Source organism: Sphingomonas sp. ABOLE, from assembly GCF_003950455.1.
Taxonomy (GTDB): Bacteria; Pseudomonadota; Alphaproteobacteria; order Sphingomonadales; family Sphingomonadaceae; genus Sphingomonas; species Sphingomonas trueperi.
In genome coordinates, this window is the sequence record NZ_QQWY01000023.1 from 38,543 (window position 1) to 54,911 (window position 16,369).

Below are 16,369 nucleotides of genomic sequence, written 5' to 3' on the forward strand. Positions count from 1 at the left end.
AAAAAGTGGGTTATGTCCCAATCCGGGAACAGCTCAGCGCAACTCACGCACGGGCGCGGATCGTTTCGTTACCGTTTCGCGACACAATCAGTCGGGCTTCGTGCACGGGGAGCGGTCGACCGAAGTAGAAACCCTGCGCACGGGTGCAGCCGAGCGTCTGCACCATCTCGTGCTCCTGCTCGGTTTCGACCCCCTCGGCGGTCGTCGCCATGCCCAGGCTGTCGGCGAGCGCGACCACGGCGCGGATGATCGCGATCGCCTCGCGGGTGCCGCGCGCGGCGTTCTGGACGAAGCTGCGGTCGATCTTGATCGAATTGAAGCGGGTATGGGCGAGGTAGCCGAGCGAGGAATAGCCGGTGCCGAAATCGTCGAGGCTGAGGCGCACGCCGAGATCGAGAATCTGTTCGAGCACGCTCACCGCCGCGGTGCCTTCGCGCAGGAAAACGCTTTCGGTCACCTCCAGCTCGAGCCGCTCCGGCGCCAGCCCCGAGGCGGCGAGCGCCTGCGCCACCAGCGTCGCGAAGCTGGGGTTGTGGAGCTGTTCCGAGCTGACGTTGATCGCGATCCGCGCGGGCTCCTCCCAGCGGGCGGCCTCGTCGCAGGCAGTGCGCAGCACCCATTCGCCGATCGCGCCGATCAGCCGGGCTTCCTCCGCCAGCGGGATGAACTTGGCGGGCGGGATCGCGCCCAGTTCGGGATGGGTCCAGCGCAGCAGCGCCTCGAAGCCGAGCAGCCCGCCGGTGCGGGCATTGACCACCGGCTGATAGGCGAGCTGCATCTGGCCCTTCTCGACCGCGGCGCGCAGCGCGATCTCGAGCACGCGGCGTTCCTCGGCGGCGACATGGAGCTGCGGCTCATAGGCGTGGAACACGCCGCCGCCCTTGTCCTTCGAGCGGTAGAGCGCGAGATCGGCCGAGCGGACCAGCGTCTCCGCGGTGCGGCCGTCGCGGGGCGCAAGGGCCAGGCCGACCGAGGCGCCGATATAGAGGGTGTGCTGGTCGAGCTCATAGGGCCGCGAGACGGTGTCGATGATCGTCTGGGCCAGTGCCTCCACCCGCGCGGTGTCGCGCGCATCGCGGACGACCACGGCGAACTCATCGCCGCCCAGCCGCCCGATCATCTCGGTCTCGCTGACCAGGCTGCGCAGCCGCCGCGCGACGCGCTGGAGCAGCCGATCGCCGACGGGGTGGCCGAGCGTGTCGTTGACCGCCTTGAAGCGATCCAGGTCGATCATCATGAAGGCGCAGCGCGCGCCCCATTTGTCCGCTTCTGCCAGCGCCGTGGCGAGCGCCTCGTTGATGTGGAGGCGGTTGGGCAGGCCGGTGAGCGTGTCGAACCGCGCCATGCGGTGGATCTGGTCGGTCGCGCGGCGCTGCTCGGTGACGTCCGAGCTGACCCCGCGAAAGCCGGCAAAGGCGCCGCGCTCGTCGAACTTGGGGCTGGCGGAGATCTGCCACCAGCGGCGATCGCCCTCGACCTCGATCGGGATCGGCAGGTCGGCGAACGGCTCGCGGCGCTTCAGCTTCTCGGCGAGCTCGTGCAGTTCCTGGGTGAACTTGCCGGTCTCCCAGGCGGGGCCGGCGAGCAGCTGGAGCAGCGGCAGCCCGGCCAGCGTGCCGGGTTCCAGCCCGAGCGAGGCGGCGAGCCGCGGGCTCGCGCGCACCACGCGGCGCTGGGCATCGACTTCCCACAGCCAGTCGGACGAGGCGTCCTCGAACTCGCGCAGCAGCAGGCTCACCGTCTGGTCGCGCTCGGCCAGCGCCATCTCGTTTGCGCGCAGCAGCACCAGCGCGCGCGCGCGGCTATAGCTGGCGACGCCGATCAGCGCGACGAGGAAGGCGGCGGTGGCGGCGAGCAGCGGCGCGCCGGTCAGCGCCAGCGTGACGATGCAGGGGATGCCGAGAATCGCGATGAAGGACAGGCTGGCCAGCGGCAGCATCCCCATGGTCATCGCCGCGGTGATCAGCACGAGGGTGGTGGCGGCCCAGAGGTCGAGGCTTGCGCGGTCCGTGGCGATCGCCCCGAAGGCGAGCGGGAGGATCGACCAGATGAGGCCCATCACTACGCCCTCGGGGCCGGTGCGGCGGACATCGGCGAGCGTGGCGGTGAGCGCGTTGGGGTCGCGCCAGCCGAGTCGGCGCACCGTCACCCAGGTGGCGGCGCCAAGCGTCAGCAGCATCCAGCAGAACAGCAGGCCGTGCGGCGCCAGCGGCATGAGGGCGAGCGCGGACAGCGCCGCGCCGCCGACTTGCGCCGAGAAGAACAGCAGCGCCGAGCGGCGGCCGGCATGCAGCTGCGCCGCGCGGATCCGCGACCAGTCGATGGTGTCGCCGGGGTCGCGCAGGCCCAGCATCGCACGCGCGTCGACTCGCGGCTGAATCAACGGTGTCGTGGAGGAGCTGCTCACGCCGGCTGCATAGCGGCGCCAGGTTAGCGAGAAGTTAGGGTGGCGCTAAAATGGAGGTGAATAGGTCCATTTTCGCGGTGCGGCCCCGATCGACCCGCGGGAGCGGAGGGCGGCCGGGCGTGAAGCCCGGCCGGACCGGCAGTTCAGGCGGCGACCGCGTAGGGCTTGATCTCGCCGTTCAGATAAAGGTTGCGTGCCTTGGCACGGCTCAGCTTGCCCGAGCTGGTGCGCGGCAGCGTGCGCGGGGGCACGAGCTCGATCACGCAGTTCATGCCGGTGACCGAGCGGACGCGCTCGCGAATCTCCTCGCGCAGGCGCAGCCGCTCCTGCTCGTCCGAGGTGCGGCACTGGACCAGCACCGCCGGAGTCTCCTCGCCACCGGGCGTGGTGATCGCGAAGGCGGCGATGTCGCCCTGCTTGAAGCCGGGCAGCTGCTCCACCGCCCATTCGATGTCCTGCGGCCAGTGGTTCTTGCCGTTGACGATGATCATGTCCTTGGCGCGGCCGACGATGTAGATATAGCCGTCGGACATATAGCCCATGTCGCCGGTATCCAGCCAGCCGTCGGACATGCACGCCTCGGTGGCGGCTTCGTCGCGGAAATAGCCGACCATCACCGACGGGCCCTTGCACCAGACCTTGCCGATCGCCTTTTCGGGCAGCGGCGTGCCGTCTTCCTCGCGGATCTCCACGGCCATGTCGCGCACTGGCTTGCCGCAGTTGACCACCGCGCGGTAGCGCTGCGGGCGATCGGCGCGGGCGGTGCCGCCGGAGAGCTGGGTTTCCTCGACCAGCTCGACGACGATGCCTTCGCCCGGGGGCATGATCGAGACCGCCAGCGTCGCCTCGGCCAGGCCGTAGCTCGGCATGAAGGCGGTCGCCTTGAAGCCGGCATCGGCGAACGCATCGACGAAGCGCTGCATCACGTCCGGGCGGATCATGTCGGCGCCGTTGCCGGCGATGCGCCAGCGGGCGAGATCGAACCGCTCGCTCGCCTTGGTCTGGCTCGACATGCGGCGGGCGCAGATGTCGTAGCCGAAGGTCGGCGAGTAGGAGATGCTGTTGCCTTCGTTGCGGCTGATCAGGTCCAGCCAGGCGAGCGGGCGCCGGGCGAAATCCTCGGTCTTCATGTAATCGGTCGAGACCTGGTTGGCGACCGGCGACAGGAAGCAGCCGACCAGGCCCATGTCATGGTACCAGGGCAGCCAGGAGATGCAGCGATCGGCGTCGACCAGCTCCATCCCATGGCTGTGCGCCGCGAGATTGTTGAGCAGCGCGTGGTGCGTGATCGCGACGCCGTGCGGGAAGCGGGTCGAGCCGCTCGAATATTGCAGATAGGCGATGTCGTCCGGCTTGGCCTGGGGCAGCGGTGCCTCGGGCGCCGGCTTGGCCGAGAAGGCGTCCCAGTCGGTGGCGGCGACCTCGGTCAGCCGTGCGGCCTCGGCGCACATGCTGCCGATTTCGGGCGGGTAGATCAGCAGCGTCGGGTCGCAGCTTTCGAGCTGGACGCGGAGCTGGTCGATATAGGATTGCGCGCCGCCGAAGCTGGTCGGCAGCGGCAGCGGCACCGGCCAGGCGCCGGCATAGATCACGCCGAAGAACAGCGATGCGAATTCCGGTCCGGTCTCGGCGATCAGCGCGATGCGGTCCTGCGGCTGGATGCCGGCGGCGATCAGGCGGCGCGCCTGTTCGAGCGCGTCGGCACGCAGTTCGGCGAAGCGATAGGGCCGCACCAGCTTGCCCCGCGCATCGTGGAAGTTCAGTCCGCGCACACCCTGGGCCGCGTAATCGAGCGCGGCACCCAGCGTTTCGAAATCAGCGAAACGGCGCGGGAGACGGTCTTGCGTGGGCGTGGGCGCAAGCGCTGCCAGTTCCACAGTTTCGAGCGATCCCGTTTCGTCCAATACCATTCTTTTTCTCATGCCCCTGTGAGGTAGCAGGTCGTTGTGCCCCCACAACGCAGTTTTCCGTATGCGCTCTGCTACGCAGTATCGTTCAAAATCGGTTGGCAGTGTGGCACAATCAAGGCGCATGCCCCAACCGTCCCGTTCCAAGCCACCGCTCGTCGCCGCCGATCTCGACCGGCTGGCGCTCCGCTATGTCGAGCGTTTCGCCACCACGCGCGCGCGCCTCGCCGCCTATCTCACGCGTAAGCTGCGCGAGCGCGGATGGGAAGGGGAGTGCCCGCCCGACCCGATGGCGGTGGCCGAGCGGATGGCCGCGCGCGGCTATGTCGACGATCGCAGCTTCGCCGAGGCGCGGGTGCGGTCGATGGGGCGGCGCGGGCTGGGCGTTCGCCGGGTGGAGATGGCGCTGCGCCACGACGGCATCGACGCCGAGGACAGTGCCGATCTCGCCGAGGCGATCGAGGCGGAGGCGTACCGCAGCGCGATCATTTTTGCACGTCGCCGCCGATTCGGACCTTTTGCTGCTACCCCTGCGGATCGCGATCTTCGCAAAAAGCAAGTCGCTGCATTTTTACGGGCGGGCCATCCGCCTGAGATTGTGCATAGAATATTGACCATGGAGCCGGGGGACGAGCCGGACGAGCTGCCCGGGGAGGGACATTCCTGATCGCACAAAGCGATTCCCCTCCTCGCTAATGCTGTGTTAATGTTACGGGCGTGGGGGTAACGATAATGCGTGCTGAAAAACAGCTAGCGTCTGAACACTTTCCGGAGACATCCGAAGGCGGACTTCGGTTCGGGGACGATTCCGAGGCGGGCGAACGGGTCTATCGCGGCGTCATCAAATGGTTCGATGTGACGCGCGGCTTCGGTTTTCTGGTCGCGGACGATCCCAGTGTCGGCGACATCCTGATCCATTTCTCGGTCCTGCAGGACCATGGCCGGCGCAGCGTGCCGGAAGGCGCGCGGATCGAATGCGTGGCGGTGCAGCGGCAGCGGGGGCTGCAGGCAAAGTCGGTTCTTTCGGTCGATCTCAGCACCGCGGTCGAGCCGGTCAAGCGCCCCACCGAGCGGGTGGAGCGGCTCAAGCTGATCGGCGAGGCGGGGCCGTTCGAGCCGGTCTCGGTCAAATGGTTCAACCGGCTCAAGGGATACGGCTTTCTCGTCCGCGCGAGCGACACCGCGGACATCTTCGTCCATATGGAAACGCTGCGCCGCGCCGGCGTCGAGGAAGTCGAGCCCGGCCAGCCGCTGCGCGCCCGCATCGTCGACGGCGAAAAGGGCCCGCTGGCGGTCGCGGTCGAAAGACCGCTTTGAGCCGCTGAGGGGAGTTGCCGAGCGCTGCGCTTGGCGGTATCGGGCAGAGCCATGGGACTTCCTTTTCCGATCTTCACCTGGTGGAACGGCGCCACGTTCGGCACTCGCATGGGACTGCGCGGCAAGAAGCGCGTCGGCGAGGATTCGCTCGGCAACCTCTATTTCGAGGGCGGGCGCGATCCCAACGGCATTCCGCGCCGCTGGGTGATCTACAAGGGATCCAACGACGCCAGCCGCATCCCGCCGGAATGGTTCAGCTGGCTGGCCCACCAGATCGACGGCACGCCCGATGAGTCGCTGCCGCCGGTCCGCGCCTGGGAAAAGCCTGCCGAGCCGAACCTCACCGGTACCGAGCTGGCCTATCGTCCGCCGGGCGCGCTCGAAAAGGGTGCGCACCGCGCCAAGGCCACCGGCGATTACGAGGCCTGGACCCCCGACGCATGAAGGCTGCGGCGGCGCTGCTCGCGCTCGCGCTGGCCGGATGTTCGGGTAGCGGAAGCGGCAACGGCGCTGCCAGCGACAATGCCGGTGACGAGCTGGTGATTACTGGCAGCGGCGACGCGCAGGGCGTCGATACCGTCACGACCGGCCCCGACAATGCCACCATGGATGCCGCCGCGACGCCGATGGACGCGCGCGTCGCGGTGCTCGGCGTGCTCAACAAGCGCAACGGCGTCGAGCGCGAGATCACGCTCAAGCCCGGCCAGGCCGCGCGCATCGACGGGCAGGTGACGGTCCGCCTGCGCGCCTGCGAGCGCACCGCCCCCTGGGAACGGGACCGGCTGACCGGCGCCTTCGTGCAGATGGACGTGCGCCGCGAGGACCAGCGCTGGCACCGCGTCTTCTCCGGCTGGCTCTACAAGGAACAGCCGGCGCTCAACGTCGTCCAGCACCCGATCTACGATGTGTGGCCCAAGAGCTGCGCGATGACCTTCCGCGACAGCGGTCCGGACACGGTGCCGGCGTCGTCGCCCGGTGCGTCGAGCGCGAAGAGGTCGCCCGAGGCCGAGGGCGGCAACGACACCGCGCCGGTCGAATCGCCGAGCGCTGCACCCAGCAACGCCACATAATCGTCGCGCGGGATCTCGATCGCGCCGAGCGAGGCGAGGTGATCGGTGATGAACTGGCAGTCGAGCAGGCGGAACCCGCCGGCCTGCAGCCGCGCGACGAGATGGGCCAGCGCGACCTTCGAGGCGTCGCGCACGCGGGTGACCATCGATTCCCCGAAGAACGCGCGGCCGAGCGCCAGGCCGTAGAGCCCGCCGGCGAGGCGGTCGCCCTCCCAGCATTCGATCGAATGCGCGTAACCGAGGTGGTGGAGTTCGATGAAGGCGCGTTCGATCGCGCCGTTGATCCAGGTCTCGGGCCGGTCCTGCGCGCTTTCGGCGCAAAGTTGGATCATGCCAGCGAAATCACGGTCTACGGTGACGGTGAAGCGATCCGACAGCACCACCTTGCGCAGCGAGCGGGAGAGGTGGAAGCCGTCGAGCGGCAGCACCCCGCGCAGCTTGGGCTCTACCCAATAGACCGAGCCGGCGTCGCGGGCATCGGCCATCGGGAACACGCCCATCGCATAGGCGCGCAGCACCAGCGCGGGGTCGAGCTCCTTGGGGGGCGAGCGGCGCTGGACCATGGTCAGCGAACGCGCAGGGCCAGGGTTCGTTCGATCGCCTGCCACAGCTCGGCGAAGGCCCGCGTCGCCGCGCTGCGCGGTGCGAAGGCGCCCACCGGCGCGCGCCGCACCGCGACGGATTCGATCACGCTCGCCATCGGGATCACCGGCCAGTCGGGCTGGCGCGCCAGTGCCTCGGCATGGAGCTTGCGGCGACGATCGACCATCGCGTGCACCGGCATCAGCGGCACCCTGGCGCCGCGCTGGGCGAGGTGCGCGGCGACCTCCGCGAAGGCGCGCTGCGAGAGCGGGGAGGGCACCACCGGGACGACGATCAGGTCGGCGGCGCGCATCACCTGCTCGCTCGTCTCGGTGAGGCCGGGCGGGCAATCGAGCAGGATCCGGTCGAAATCCTGCGCCAGCTCGTCGAGCAGCTTGCGCAGTCGCTTCTTCTTGTCGAGCGCATGGAAGAGATGGTCGAGCTGGCGCAGCGAGGTATCGGCGGGCAGCAGCGCGAGCCGGTCGATGGCGGTCGCGCGGAGCAGCTTGGCGGCGGCGACGTCCTTGGAGAAGATCGCCTGCGCCTGATGGCGGCCGGCCTCGTCGCCGCTGAGCAGGAAGGTGGCGGCGGCCTGGGGATCAAGGTCCCAGAGCAGCGTGCGGCGCGAGGAGCGGATCGCGGACGCCCAGGCCAGGTTGACCGTCAGCGTCGTCTTCCCGACGCCGCCCTTCAGGCTGTACACTGCGATCGTTGCCACGCTTTACCTCCGGCCTCTAGCTGGCATGAAAAAAGCCCGGCGGAAATAGCCGCCGGGCTTTGTTTTCGGGGCGGAGGTGCAGGCTTACGCCTTGCAGCTGTGGGTCGAACCGTCGGCGAGGGTGATCTTGGCCGCCTTGGCGTTGCCGTCGATCACGTAGCCGCCCTCGGCGGTGAAGGGCTTGCCGGCTTCCGGCGCCTTCAGCAGCGTCGACTTCATCGAGTCCTTCTTCTCGCGCAGGCTGGCCATCTTGCCGCCGGAGAAGAAGTCGACGAACAGCAGGGTGTTGCCCGGCTGGCAGCGGAAGCTCACCGAGCTTTCGATCGACGGCGGGGTTTCGACCGGCGCGGCGTTCGCAAGCTGCGAAGCCATGGGATCCGGCGCGCGGCTGTCGACCACTTCGGGCTTGTTGTTGCAAGCGGCGAGCGAAAGCAGCGCCACGGCGGAGAGTGCGATCGGGGAGGGGTTTTTCATAGCGTAGGGTGCTTTTCCTTAGGTGGTAATCATCGTCAAGTGAAAAGGGGGTACAGAGTCACACGAAATGGTGCGCCGCAACGAAACAGACGCATGATTGCGCGCTATGGGACATGCGGGACATTCGTGGAGGTTGCAGAGGCGATCGGAAAGGGGACGTTTACCGTGCTTGACCCGCCGCGCGCGACTGCGCAGGAAGAAGGGCCGAGGAGAGCATGCACATGAAGCGGAGGATCCGTTGGATGCGGGGCTGGACCCTGATGCCGCTGGCGCTGCTCGCGGCCTGTGGCGGCACGCCCACCGAGAATGTCGCCGAGGACCCCGCCAATGCCGCGGTGCAGCCCGGCCCGATGCTGGGCGGCGTCGACCTGTCGACCCCGCTGCAGATCCGTCCGCTGGAAGGCCGCGACTGGGCGCTCGACCTCGCTCCCGGCCGCATCCAGTTCCAGCAGGAGGGCGCCAAGGAGATGCCCTTCTATCCCGTCTCGCCGCGGCTGGCGCAGGGCGTTGCAACCTATCCCACCCAGACCCCCGATGGCGCGCCGGTGACGATCACGCTGCGCCCCGGACCTTGCGCCGAGCGCGCGCCGCTGGCGGCCGAGGTGCGGATCGGGGCGCAGGTGCTGAAGGGCTGCGCGCACAGGATGCACATCGATGACGTCCGCCGCGAGATGTACAACGAAGCGATGGCGGTGCCGTACGAGGCGGGGAACAACAGCAGCGCGGAATAGAGGCCAGAGGTGGCCACGCAACGTAGGGCTGGACGTTATGGCCGGCTGTGGGCGCGTTGTGTGCCAGTACCGTTCGTTGCCGCGCGATGCTTCTCTCCAAGGTGAGATCAGTTGGCGAGAATGGCCGTCAATCCGACAAGCATAATACCAAGGACGAGTGTCGAGGCGGGTATCGCGATGTAAAGATAGGGCGCCTGAGAGGAATGTTCGGGCGCATCGATCGGGAGCCCCGCTTTCGTCTGGTTTAGCGCTTTCAGGATATCCTGAACCCCGACTGCATATTCCTCTGCCGCGATCACCACTCTGCTACCGCCGGCGACGGGCACGATGATCGACCGGGCCGCACTTCTACCACTAAGTTTATGCAGCTCCGGCGTCCCCAATTTCGTTCGTGGAATGGTGCGCGTTCTGCCAGCGACGATCATGCGAAGGCCAGTTGGAGCAAGCATGAGCACATCTGGCTTCGCGATACGTCTAAGTGTCACAAGCTCCAACCAGATCAGCCAGGCCAAGGCCGTCATCATCAATGCGCCTCCGCCGATCGAAGCCGGCGTCGCGCCCTCGCGACCAATTGCAAACACGAATCCAGCACCGAGGAAGCCGAGTGGAAGAATGAAGGCCATCAATACGATTGCCTGAGGAACAAGCTTCAACCGACTTCCGGTGAACGTGATCGTTTCCGAGGAGGACAGCATTGGACTGCCTGTCATCGTCTGATTGCAAGGCCGCTAGGATACGGCGAGAATGATCGGAGCGTCGCGATGGATCGCGCGAGCGCAGTCGGTGTCGCTCGGGTGTCCACAAATCAGCCGCTCCGCCCGAGCCGGTCGAGCAGTATCCGGTAGAGCGCCGCCACCCCCGCGCCGATCAGCGCGAAGGCGATGAGCTGCAACGGCGTGGTGCCGTGCAGCTTCGGGCTCGCCAAGGGCGCCAGGAGGATTCCGGTGGCCGCGCCCGCGAGCAGGCAGATCCAGCCGGCGGCAGCCGTCCGCCGACGGGTGACCGGCCAAAGCAGCGAAAAGACGATGGTTGCGCTCGGCAGCATGATCATGAAGGTGCCGAGCCAGAACGCCACGGCCAGTGTCGCGAGCCAGGTCGGACCGGGGGATCGGACACCCGCGGAGATGCCCAGCATCGTCGTCCACAGCACCGCGAACAGTGTCGCGCCGAGCATCGCCGCGGCCAGCACGGCAAGCGCGTGATGGGCGAAGCGGCGCGGCGGTGCGATTTCGATCATGCCGCTTTGCTAAACGCCTCGGCTTAACAAGGCGTTGTCGGCGCCGCCGCGCAGGCCGCTGCCGGTCCAAGAATGGACCGGCAGCGCGCCGCGCCTTAATCCTTGAACGGCTTGAGCGTCTCGATCGTGCCGTCCGGGCGGAAGGTCAGCTCGGTGATCTTGGCCGAGCGGAGGTGGTTCTTATTGGTCAGCTGGGTGTCGTGGTAGGCCAGATACCATTTGCCCTGGAACTCGAACACCGAGCCATGGCTGGTCCAGCCCTGCACCGGCTCGAGGATGCGGCCGGTGTATTTGAACGGACCATAGGGGCTGCTGCCGATCGCATAGGCGAGGAAGTGCGTGTCCCCGGTCGAGTACATATAGTAATATTTGCCGCCGCGCTTGAACATCCACGCCGCCTCGAAGAAGCGGCGGTCATGGTCGCCGCCGAGCACGGGCTTGCCCTTCTCGTCGAGGATCACCGCGTCGCGGAGCGGCTCGGCGAGGCTCTTCATGTCCGGCGCGAGCCGCGCGACCTTGCCCGACAGGGCGGGCTGGTCGTCCTTCTTGAGGTCGGTGTCGCCGGCATTGGGATCGTATTTGCCCGTCGCCCAGCGCTGGAGCTGGCCGCCCCAGATGCCGCCGAGATAGAGATAGCTCTGGCCGTCGTCGTCGGTGAATACCGCCGGGTCCATCGAATAGCTGCCCTGAATCGGCTGCGGCTCGGCCTTGAACGGGCCGACCGGCGACTTGGACGTGGCGACGCCGATGCGGAACACGCCCTGCTTATCCTTGGCGGGGAAGTAGAGATAATAGGTGCCGTTCTTGAACGCCGCGTCGGGCGCCCAGGCCTTTTCCGAGGCCCAGGGGACCTGCTTCAGGTCGAGCGCGACCGGATTGACCGTCACCGGGCCGCCCGGGCGGTCCATGCTCAGCACCTGATAGTCGTGCATCGCATATTGGCTGCCGAGATCGTCGTCGGGGATGCCCATGTCGACGTCATGGCTGGGATAGATATAGATCTTGCCGTTGAACACGTGCGCCGAGGGATCGGCGAAATAGAGGTCCTTGACCAGCGGCTGGGCGAGATAGCGCTTGCCGTCCGGGCTGCGCGCTTCGTCCGATGCGTTGGCGGGGGCGGCGGCGTTCGCCGCGGTCTCGTTCTGCGCCGTATTGCCGCCCGAGCAGCCGGCAAGAAGCGCAATGGCGGCCGCAGCCGTCGAAAATGTCAGCGAAAGACGCAACAGCCTATCCTCTCGTCGTGATGTGCAGCTCGTGCTGCTATCCGAGATAGCGCTACCATCCGGGCGTCGCCTGCGGCAAGGGGTTTGGCGTCGCTGGCGCGCTTGCGGTCAGGATCCGGTTTCGAGCGCCGACGGGATCGTGAAGGCGAAGGTCGCGCCGCCGCCGGGCGTTTCCTCCGCCCAGATGCGGCCGCCATGCCCCTCGATCAGATGGTGCGAGATGGCGAGGCCGAGGCCGAGCCCGCCGCCGGAATCGCTGCCGCCATTGCCCAGGCCCGGCTGGAACAGCTGGTCGCGCTGGGCGAGCGGCACGCCCGGCCCGTTGTCGATCACCCGGATGGTGACTTCGTGCGGATCCTGTCGCTCGGCGGTGACGCGGATCGCGGCGTCCGCGTGGCGCTGGCAGGCTTCGCCGGCGTTGCGCAGCAGGTTGGCGAGCACCTGGACGATCTGGACATTGTCGAACCGGGCGCAATTGGCCGCGCCGGCGACATGGATCGTCACCGGCGGCAGCAGCCGCGGCGCGGCGGCGCGCACGAGGTTGAGCGCCTCCTCGATGCTGGCGGTCACCGAGCGGTCCTCCAGCACCAGATCGTTCTGGCGGACCATCCGGCGGATGCGCCGGATGATCTCGCCGGCGCGCTGGAGCTGCTGTTCGGCGGCGCCGGTGAGGTCGCGGGTGTGGTCGTCACTCGCCGGCGACAGCCGGAGCGCGGCCATGTAGTTGGCGGCGGCGGAGAGCGGCTGGTTGAGCTCGTGCGCCACCGTCGCCGCGATCGAGCCGAGCGCGCTGGCGCGGGTGAGCTCGAGCATCTGGCGCTCGATCGTCACCCGCTCGGCGAGCATCCGGTCGCGCTCCTGCAGTCGAGCGCGCAATTCTCGATCGACGCGAATCCGGTGCTTGGCGAGGGTGACGTAGCTGGCCAGCGTCTGGAGGAACTGGACCTCGGCATCGGTGAAGGTGGCACGCCCGCGGCGCCCGAACGCCAGGGTGCCGAGCAGCATATTCTTGTGGAGCAGCGGCGTGCAGAAACAGGCATCGAGCCCCATGTCGCGCGCATAGGCGAGCCGCGGATCGTCCGATTGCTGGATGTCGCGCGCGATCATCGGGGTGAGGCTTTCCGCCACGCCGCCGCAGATCGCGATGCCGATCGGCACATGGCTCCAGTCCGTCACCTGCTCGGGCGTGATGCCGGCCCAGGCGTTGAGATCGAGGCCGTTGCCATCGAAGACATAGTGGAAGAAGACGTCGAGCTCGACCTCGTTGCGGATCAGCCCGAAGATGCGGTCCAGCGCGGGGGCGAGATCCTCGGCCTGGAGCAGGTCGCTGGCGCTGACCGCGAGCAGTTCGAGAAAGCGATAGGAGGGGGCATCCTCCGCCGTGTCGGTGGCCGGGCCGCTGGAGCGGAAAAGGGCACTGCGGCGGTTCAGCATGGTGGTGCAACAGGGCTATGCCTCGCCCCTTGGGGCCACCACTCCGTATTGCTACTGACTCGCAGACCATTTGCGAAGGAGTCGCTGCTGGTACTGCTATTGCTAAGCGTTCGCATGGCCACGGGGCTGCGAATAGGCCGAAAGTGCGGCCCAGGCGGGCGCCTTCGCCGCAAGTCCCACGGTATGCAGCGGGCTCGACGACGGCAGCCCGAAGATGGTGTAGCGTGCGGCTTCTGTCCCAAGCTGGCGCAGGCCGTGGCGCTGGGCGGTGCCGCCGTTGAACGCGATCGCGCGCAGATCGGGCAGGGTGGCGGCGAGCGCAGCGATGTCGTGCGCTTCGATGTCGCGCAGCGCGGCGTCGGTGCTGCCGGGGCGAGTCGCGCTGGCGACGACGTCCCACAGCCCGATCCGCGCGGCGCGCAGCGCGTCGAGCCGGTCGGCATAGGCGAGCGGCACCAGGTCGCGCCCGGCGGCTGGGGAGATCAGCTGCCAGAACTGGTTCTGTGGATGCGCATAATAGCGCGCCGCCGCCAGCGAGCGCTCGCCGGGCAGCGAGCCGAGGACGAGCAGCCGGGTGTCGGGCGCGACGACGGGCGGGAAGCTGTGCTTGCGTTCGGGCATGGGAGCGGGGGTAGACGGCGTGTCGCGGGGCGGGAAGTGGGTGGGAAGCCGTCGATCAGCGGTGTCGAGAAAGCGTAGCAAGCTCTGCAGCTTCACGGGCTGTAACCTCGTTCCAGACCTTCGATTGGCCGCAGTTGTAATTGACCCACAACGCGCCCCGAGCGGATGCTGGCTGGCCCTTTCCAAAAGCTTGCGGCGTCAGGAACAGTAGATAATCCCTGTCCAGGTCTGGCCCGCCATCGTTGCCATCCATGTAAAAACCACCACTGTTACGCTCAGTGAAGAACGTGAAACGAGTCGTTAGATTTCCCTTGTATGATTTTACAACCTTAAGCCGGTAGAGTGTCCAAGATTCATCTTCGTCCGACCAATGATAGTCAACTGACACGACATGAGCACGTACAACCCATCGGGAGTCTCTAAACTCCTGAGCAATAGTAGTTTTTGCGTTATCCGCGCCGCGATAAATACAGAGCGCGGAAGCTGGAGAGCTCCACGTTGTCACCAGAATCGCTATGGCGAGCTTTTTAAGCACGCCTCACGATAACCCGAAAGCATAGCGTCCGCTACTGGGGCGCAAGCCGTCGATGCCCATTCCGTATCGGTGGGCTTCCCGCCGTGGCGGAAACGGCATAAGCTTCGCCCATGGCCCGTACGATCACCCGCTACCGGGACTTCTGGCCCCATTATTTGCGCGAGCACGCCAAGCCCGCGACGCGCAGGCTGCATTATGTCGGCACCGCGCTGACCTTCGTGGCACTCGCCGCCGGGCTGCTGCTGAACGCCTGGTGGCTGATCGCCATTCCGCTCGCCGGCTATGGCTTTGCCTGGGGGGCGCATTTCGGGGTGGAGCGCAATCGCCCGGCGACCTTCACCTATCCGCTCTGGTCGCTCGTCTCCGATTACCGGATGTTCTTCCTGTGGATCGCGGGGCGGCTGGGGCCGCATCTGAAGCAGGCCGGGGTCGCCGGATAGATTGCGTTGCTTGCACGGGCCGGGGGCGGGGCCCTATCTAGCCGCCATGCACGTTTCCCAGAATACGCTCGCGCTGATCGGCAATACCCCGCTCGTCCGCCTGAAGGGGCCCAGCGACGAGACCGGCTGCGACATCTTCGCCAAGTGCGAATTCGCCAATCCCGGCGCCTCGGTGAAGGATCGCGCGGCGCTCTACATCGTCAACGATGCCGAGGCGCGCGGCCTGCTCGCCCCCGGCGGCACGATCGTCGAGGGGACGGCGGGCAATACGGGGATCGGCCTCGCGCTGGTCGCCAACGCCAAGGGCTATCGCACGATCATCGTGATGCCCGAGACCCAGTCGCGCGAGAAGATGGACACGCTGCGCGCGCTCGGCGCCGAGCTGGTGCTGGTGCCGGCGGCGCCCTATTCGAACCCGGGCCATTTCGTCCACACCAGCCGCCGGATCGCCGAGGAGACGCCCAACGCGATCTGGGCCAACCAGTTCGACAACACTGCCAACCGCAAGGCGCATATCTATGGCACCGCGGAGGAGATCTGGACGCAGATGGACGGCCGCATCGACGGCTTCACCTGCGCGGCGGGCACCGGCGGCACGATCGCGGGCGTCGGGCTGGGGCTGAAGGCGAAGGACGAGAAGGTCACCATCGCGCTCAGCGACCCGCATGGCGCCGCGCTGTACGAATATTATGCCTGTGGCGAGCTGCGCAGCGAGGGCTCGTCGGTCGCCGAGGGGATCGGCCAGGGGCGGATCACCGGCAATCTGGAGGGCGCGCCGATCGACACCCAGTTCCGCATCTCCGACGAGGAAGGCATGGAATGGGTGCGCCGTCTGCTGAAGGAGGAGGGGCTGTGCCTGGGCCTGTCCTCGGGCATCAACGTCGCCGGCGCGGTTCGGCTCGCCCGCGCGCTGGGGCCGGGCAAGCGCGTCGCCACGATCCTGTGCGACACCGGCTTCCGCTATCTCTCGACGCTCTACAACGACGAATGGCTGGCCGCGAAGGGGCTCTCGGCACCGGCGGCATGAGCCGCGCGCGGCGGCACCGCTCGACAAGCGCCGCTGCACGCGTTACATTTATGCCACAGTCATGAAACTCGGCCCACCCCAGGATCACGCCCAGGCCATGCAGCGCATCCGCGTTGGCATGACCGGACTCGCGGCCGTGGTCCTGCTGATGGTGCTGGCGTACGCGGTGTTCTCGCAGGCGAACCGCGAGGCGCCGGTGAGCGCGGCGGGCGCGTCGAACGCCGCGGTGGTCGCCAACCTGACCGGGGTCGACAATGTCGCCGCCGATCGCAGCCATGACGAACCGCTCGCCGAGCTCGGCGTCGCGCCCAGCACCGACGATCCCGCCGCCCAGGCGCGCGAGCAGGCCCACCGGCAGGACGCCGCCGCGGGCAAATAGGCCGGGGACTCGGGCGCGGCCGGGGAGGTGCCCCCACCGGAATCGCAGCGCGGGGATCGCCGGGGAAATCGCCCCACTTTTCGGGGACGGCGTGGGACGCGATATCGCCGGCTTTTCGGTGCGGTGACGAAAATGCCGCAGTTTCCGGTGCTTGCGGGTCGTGCATGACAGTTTCGGCGTTGGCCTGATCGGTTCCCGGCTGCTGGCGCCATCCCCTTCACATTAAGCATTTTTCCGGATCAAGCATGGCTTGGGCAGGGGAGAAGC

At 67.5% G+C, this 16,369-nt stretch carries 18 protein-coding genes and 1 pseudogene; 8 read left to right on the forward strand and 11 right to left on the reverse strand.

Going from position 1 to position 16,369, the window contains the following annotated elements:
• Window positions 1-43: 43 nt before the first annotated feature.
• Together CA234_RS14900 and CA234_RS14905 are read right to left on the reverse strand one after the other, a co-directional pair.
• Complete coding sequence (locus CA234_RS14900; protein ID WP_126002095.1) at window positions 44-2,353, reverse strand: EAL domain-containing protein; 2,310 nt, start codon at window positions 2,351-2,353, stop codon at window positions 44-46.
• A 197-nt stretch (window positions 2,354-2,550) separates the two neighbouring features.
• Window positions 2,551-4,317 (reverse strand): fatty acyl-AMP ligase, encoded by a 1,767-nt coding sequence (locus CA234_RS14905; RefSeq protein WP_125972084.1) that lies wholly within the window; start codon window positions 4,315-4,317, stop codon window positions 2,551-2,553.
• Between the two features lie 121 nt (window positions 4,318-4,438).
• Between CA234_RS14905 and CA234_RS14910 the strand changes: the two genes are divergently transcribed.
• From CA234_RS14910 to CA234_RS24985, 4 genes and pseudogenes are all read left to right on the forward strand, one after another.
• Entirely contained in the window at window positions 4,439-4,981 is a 543-nt protein-coding gene (locus CA234_RS14910) for a RecX family transcriptional regulator (protein ID WP_125972184.1), read from the forward strand.
• A 65-nt stretch (window positions 4,982-5,046) separates the two neighbouring features.
• Window positions 5,047-5,631 (forward strand): cold shock protein, encoded by a 585-nt coding sequence (locus CA234_RS14915; RefSeq protein WP_126002072.1) that lies wholly within the window; start codon window positions 5,047-5,049, stop codon window positions 5,629-5,631.
• Window positions 5,632-5,682: 51 nt separating this feature from the next.
• A complete protein-coding gene (locus CA234_RS14920) occupies window positions 5,683-6,075 on the forward strand; it encodes an NADH:ubiquinone oxidoreductase subunit NDUFA12 (RefSeq protein WP_125972088.1) in 393 nt (130 codons plus the stop codon).
• Window positions 6,076-6,257: 182 nt separating this feature from the next.
• Window positions 6,258-6,494, forward strand: a pseudogene (locus CA234_RS24985) (DUF2155 domain-containing protein); the annotation flags it as partial.
• Between the two features lie 35 nt (window positions 6,495-6,529).
• Here the strand turns inward: CA234_RS24985 and aat are convergent.
• The 3 genes from aat to CA234_RS14940 form a co-directional block, all read right to left on the reverse strand.
• Window positions 6,530-7,264 carry a leucyl/phenylalanyl-tRNA--protein transferase gene (gene aat, locus CA234_RS14930; protein ID WP_126002073.1) on the reverse strand — a complete coding sequence of 245 codons (735 nt, stop codon included), beginning with the start codon at window positions 7,262-7,264 and terminating at the stop codon, window positions 6,530-6,532.
• A 2-nt stretch (window positions 7,265-7,266) separates the two neighbouring features.
• The gene (locus tag CA234_RS14935; protein ID WP_126002074.1) at window positions 7,267-8,001 is read right to left on the reverse strand and encodes a ParA family protein; all 735 of its coding nucleotides are present in this window, start codon (window positions 7,999-8,001) and stop codon (window positions 7,267-7,269) included.
• Window positions 8,002-8,085: 84 nt separating this feature from the next.
• Window positions 8,086-8,475, reverse strand: a complete 390-nt coding sequence (locus tag CA234_RS14940) for a hypothetical protein (RefSeq protein WP_125972094.1) — start codon at window positions 8,473-8,475, stop codon at window positions 8,086-8,088.
• 242 nt (window positions 8,476-8,717) lie between these two features.
• On the opposite strand from CA234_RS14940, the gene CA234_RS14945 reads away from it, so the two are divergent.
• Window positions 8,718-9,206, forward strand: coding sequence for a hypothetical protein (locus tag CA234_RS14945; protein ID WP_241213531.1), 489 nt, complete (start codon window positions 8,718-8,720; stop codon window positions 9,204-9,206).
• A 107-nt stretch (window positions 9,207-9,313) separates the two neighbouring features.
• Here the strand turns inward: CA234_RS14945 and CA234_RS14950 are convergent, their stop codons facing one another.
• From CA234_RS14950 to CA234_RS14975, 6 genes are all read right to left on the reverse strand, one after another.
• Entirely contained in the window at window positions 9,314-9,901 is a 588-nt protein-coding gene (locus tag CA234_RS14950) for a hypothetical protein (RefSeq protein ID WP_126002075.1), read from the reverse strand.
• A 110-nt stretch (window positions 9,902-10,011) separates the two neighbouring features.
• Entirely contained in the window at window positions 10,012-10,443 is a 432-nt protein-coding gene (locus CA234_RS14955; RefSeq protein ID WP_125972100.1) for a hypothetical protein, read from the reverse strand.
• Window positions 10,444-10,538: 95 nt separating this feature from the next.
• Window positions 10,539-11,666: a glycoside hydrolase family 43 protein gene (locus tag CA234_RS14960; RefSeq protein WP_126002076.1), complete on the reverse strand. Its 1,128-nt coding sequence runs from the start codon at window positions 11,664-11,666 to the stop codon at window positions 10,539-10,541.
• A 108-nt stretch (window positions 11,667-11,774) separates the two neighbouring features.
• Window positions 11,775-13,100, reverse strand: coding sequence for an ATP-binding protein (locus CA234_RS14965; RefSeq protein WP_126002077.1), 1,326 nt, complete (start codon window positions 13,098-13,100; stop codon window positions 11,775-11,777).
• A 102-nt stretch (window positions 13,101-13,202) separates the two neighbouring features.
• Window positions 13,203-13,721 carry a DNA-deoxyinosine glycosylase gene (locus CA234_RS14970; RefSeq protein WP_126002078.1) on the reverse strand — a complete coding sequence of 173 codons (519 nt, stop codon included), beginning with the start codon at window positions 13,719-13,721 and terminating at the stop codon, window positions 13,203-13,205.
• A 55-nt stretch (window positions 13,722-13,776) separates the two neighbouring features.
• The gene (locus CA234_RS14975) at window positions 13,777-14,256 is read right to left on the reverse strand and encodes a hypothetical protein (RefSeq protein WP_125972108.1); all 480 of its coding nucleotides are present in this window, start codon (window positions 14,254-14,256) and stop codon (window positions 13,777-13,779) included.
• Window positions 14,257-14,366: 110 nt separating this feature from the next.
• On the opposite strand from CA234_RS14975, the gene CA234_RS14980 reads away from it, so the two are divergent.
• The 3 genes from CA234_RS14980 (at window position 14,367) to CA234_RS14990 (ending at window position 16,102) form a co-directional block, all read left to right on the forward strand.
• Entirely contained in the window at window positions 14,367-14,696 is a 330-nt protein-coding gene (locus tag CA234_RS14980; protein ID WP_126002079.1) for a DUF962 domain-containing protein, read from the forward strand.
• A 46-nt stretch (window positions 14,697-14,742) separates the two neighbouring features.
• Window positions 14,743-15,723, forward strand: coding sequence for a cysteine synthase A (locus tag CA234_RS14985; RefSeq protein ID WP_126002080.1), 981 nt, complete (start codon window positions 14,743-14,745; stop codon window positions 15,721-15,723).
• Between the two features lie 118 nt (window positions 15,724-15,841).
• Window positions 15,842-16,102 (forward strand): hypothetical protein, encoded by a 261-nt coding sequence (locus CA234_RS14990; RefSeq protein ID WP_342449841.1) that lies wholly within the window; start codon window positions 15,842-15,844, stop codon window positions 16,100-16,102.
• Window positions 16,103-16,369 lie beyond the last annotated feature (267 nt).

Excerpts from the sequence above, each read along its gene's own strand:
- CA234_RS14910 (WP_125972184.1), top strand. The coding sequence starts at position 4,439 with ATGCCCCAACCGTCCCGTTCCAAGCCACCGCTCGTCGCCGCCGATCTC.
- CA234_RS14915 (WP_126002072.1), top strand. The coding sequence starts at position 5,047 with ATGCGTGCTGAAAAACAGCTAGCGTCTGAACACTTTCCGGAGACATCC.
- CA234_RS14900 (WP_126002095.1), bottom strand. The coding sequence starts at position 2,353 with ATGCTGGGCCTGCGCGACCCCGGCGACACCATCGACTGGTCGCGGATC.
- aat (WP_126002073.1), bottom strand. The coding sequence starts at position 7,264 with ATGGTCCAGCGCCGCTCGCCCCCCAAGGAGCTCGACCCCGCGCTGGTG.
- CA234_RS14965 (WP_126002077.1), bottom strand. The coding sequence starts at position 13,100 with ATGCTGAACCGCCGCAGTGCCCTTTTCCGCTCCAGCGGCCCGGCCACC.
- CA234_RS14990 (WP_342449841.1), top strand. The coding sequence starts at position 15,842 with ATGACCGGACTCGCGGCCGTGGTCCTGCTGATGGTGCTGGCGTACGCG.
- CA234_RS14985 (WP_126002080.1), top strand. The coding sequence starts at position 14,743 with ATGCACGTTTCCCAGAATACGCTCGCGCTGATCGGCAATACCCCGCTC.
- CA234_RS14940 (WP_125972094.1), bottom strand. The coding sequence starts at position 8,475 with ATGAAAAACCCCTCCCCGATCGCACTCTCCGCCGTGGCGCTGCTTTCG.
- CA234_RS14950 (WP_126002075.1), bottom strand. The coding sequence starts at position 9,901 with ATGCTGTCCTCCTCGGAAACGATCACGTTCACCGGAAGTCGGTTGAAG.
- CA234_RS14905 (WP_125972084.1), bottom strand. The coding sequence starts at position 4,317 with ATGGTATTGGACGAAACGGGATCGCTCGAAACTGTGGAACTGGCAGCG.
- CA234_RS14955 (WP_125972100.1), bottom strand. The coding sequence starts at position 10,443 with ATGATCGAAATCGCACCGCCGCGCCGCTTCGCCCATCACGCGCTTGCC.
- CA234_RS14970 (WP_126002078.1), bottom strand. The coding sequence starts at position 13,721 with ATGCCCGAACGCAAGCACAGCTTCCCGCCCGTCGTCGCGCCCGACACC.
- CA234_RS14945 (WP_241213531.1), top strand. The coding sequence starts at position 8,718 with ATGCGGGGCTGGACCCTGATGCCGCTGGCGCTGCTCGCGGCCTGTGGC.
- CA234_RS14920 (WP_125972088.1), top strand. The coding sequence starts at position 5,683 with ATGGGACTTCCTTTTCCGATCTTCACCTGGTGGAACGGCGCCACGTTC.
- CA234_RS14980 (WP_126002079.1), top strand. The coding sequence starts at position 14,367 with ATGGCCCGTACGATCACCCGCTACCGGGACTTCTGGCCCCATTATTTG.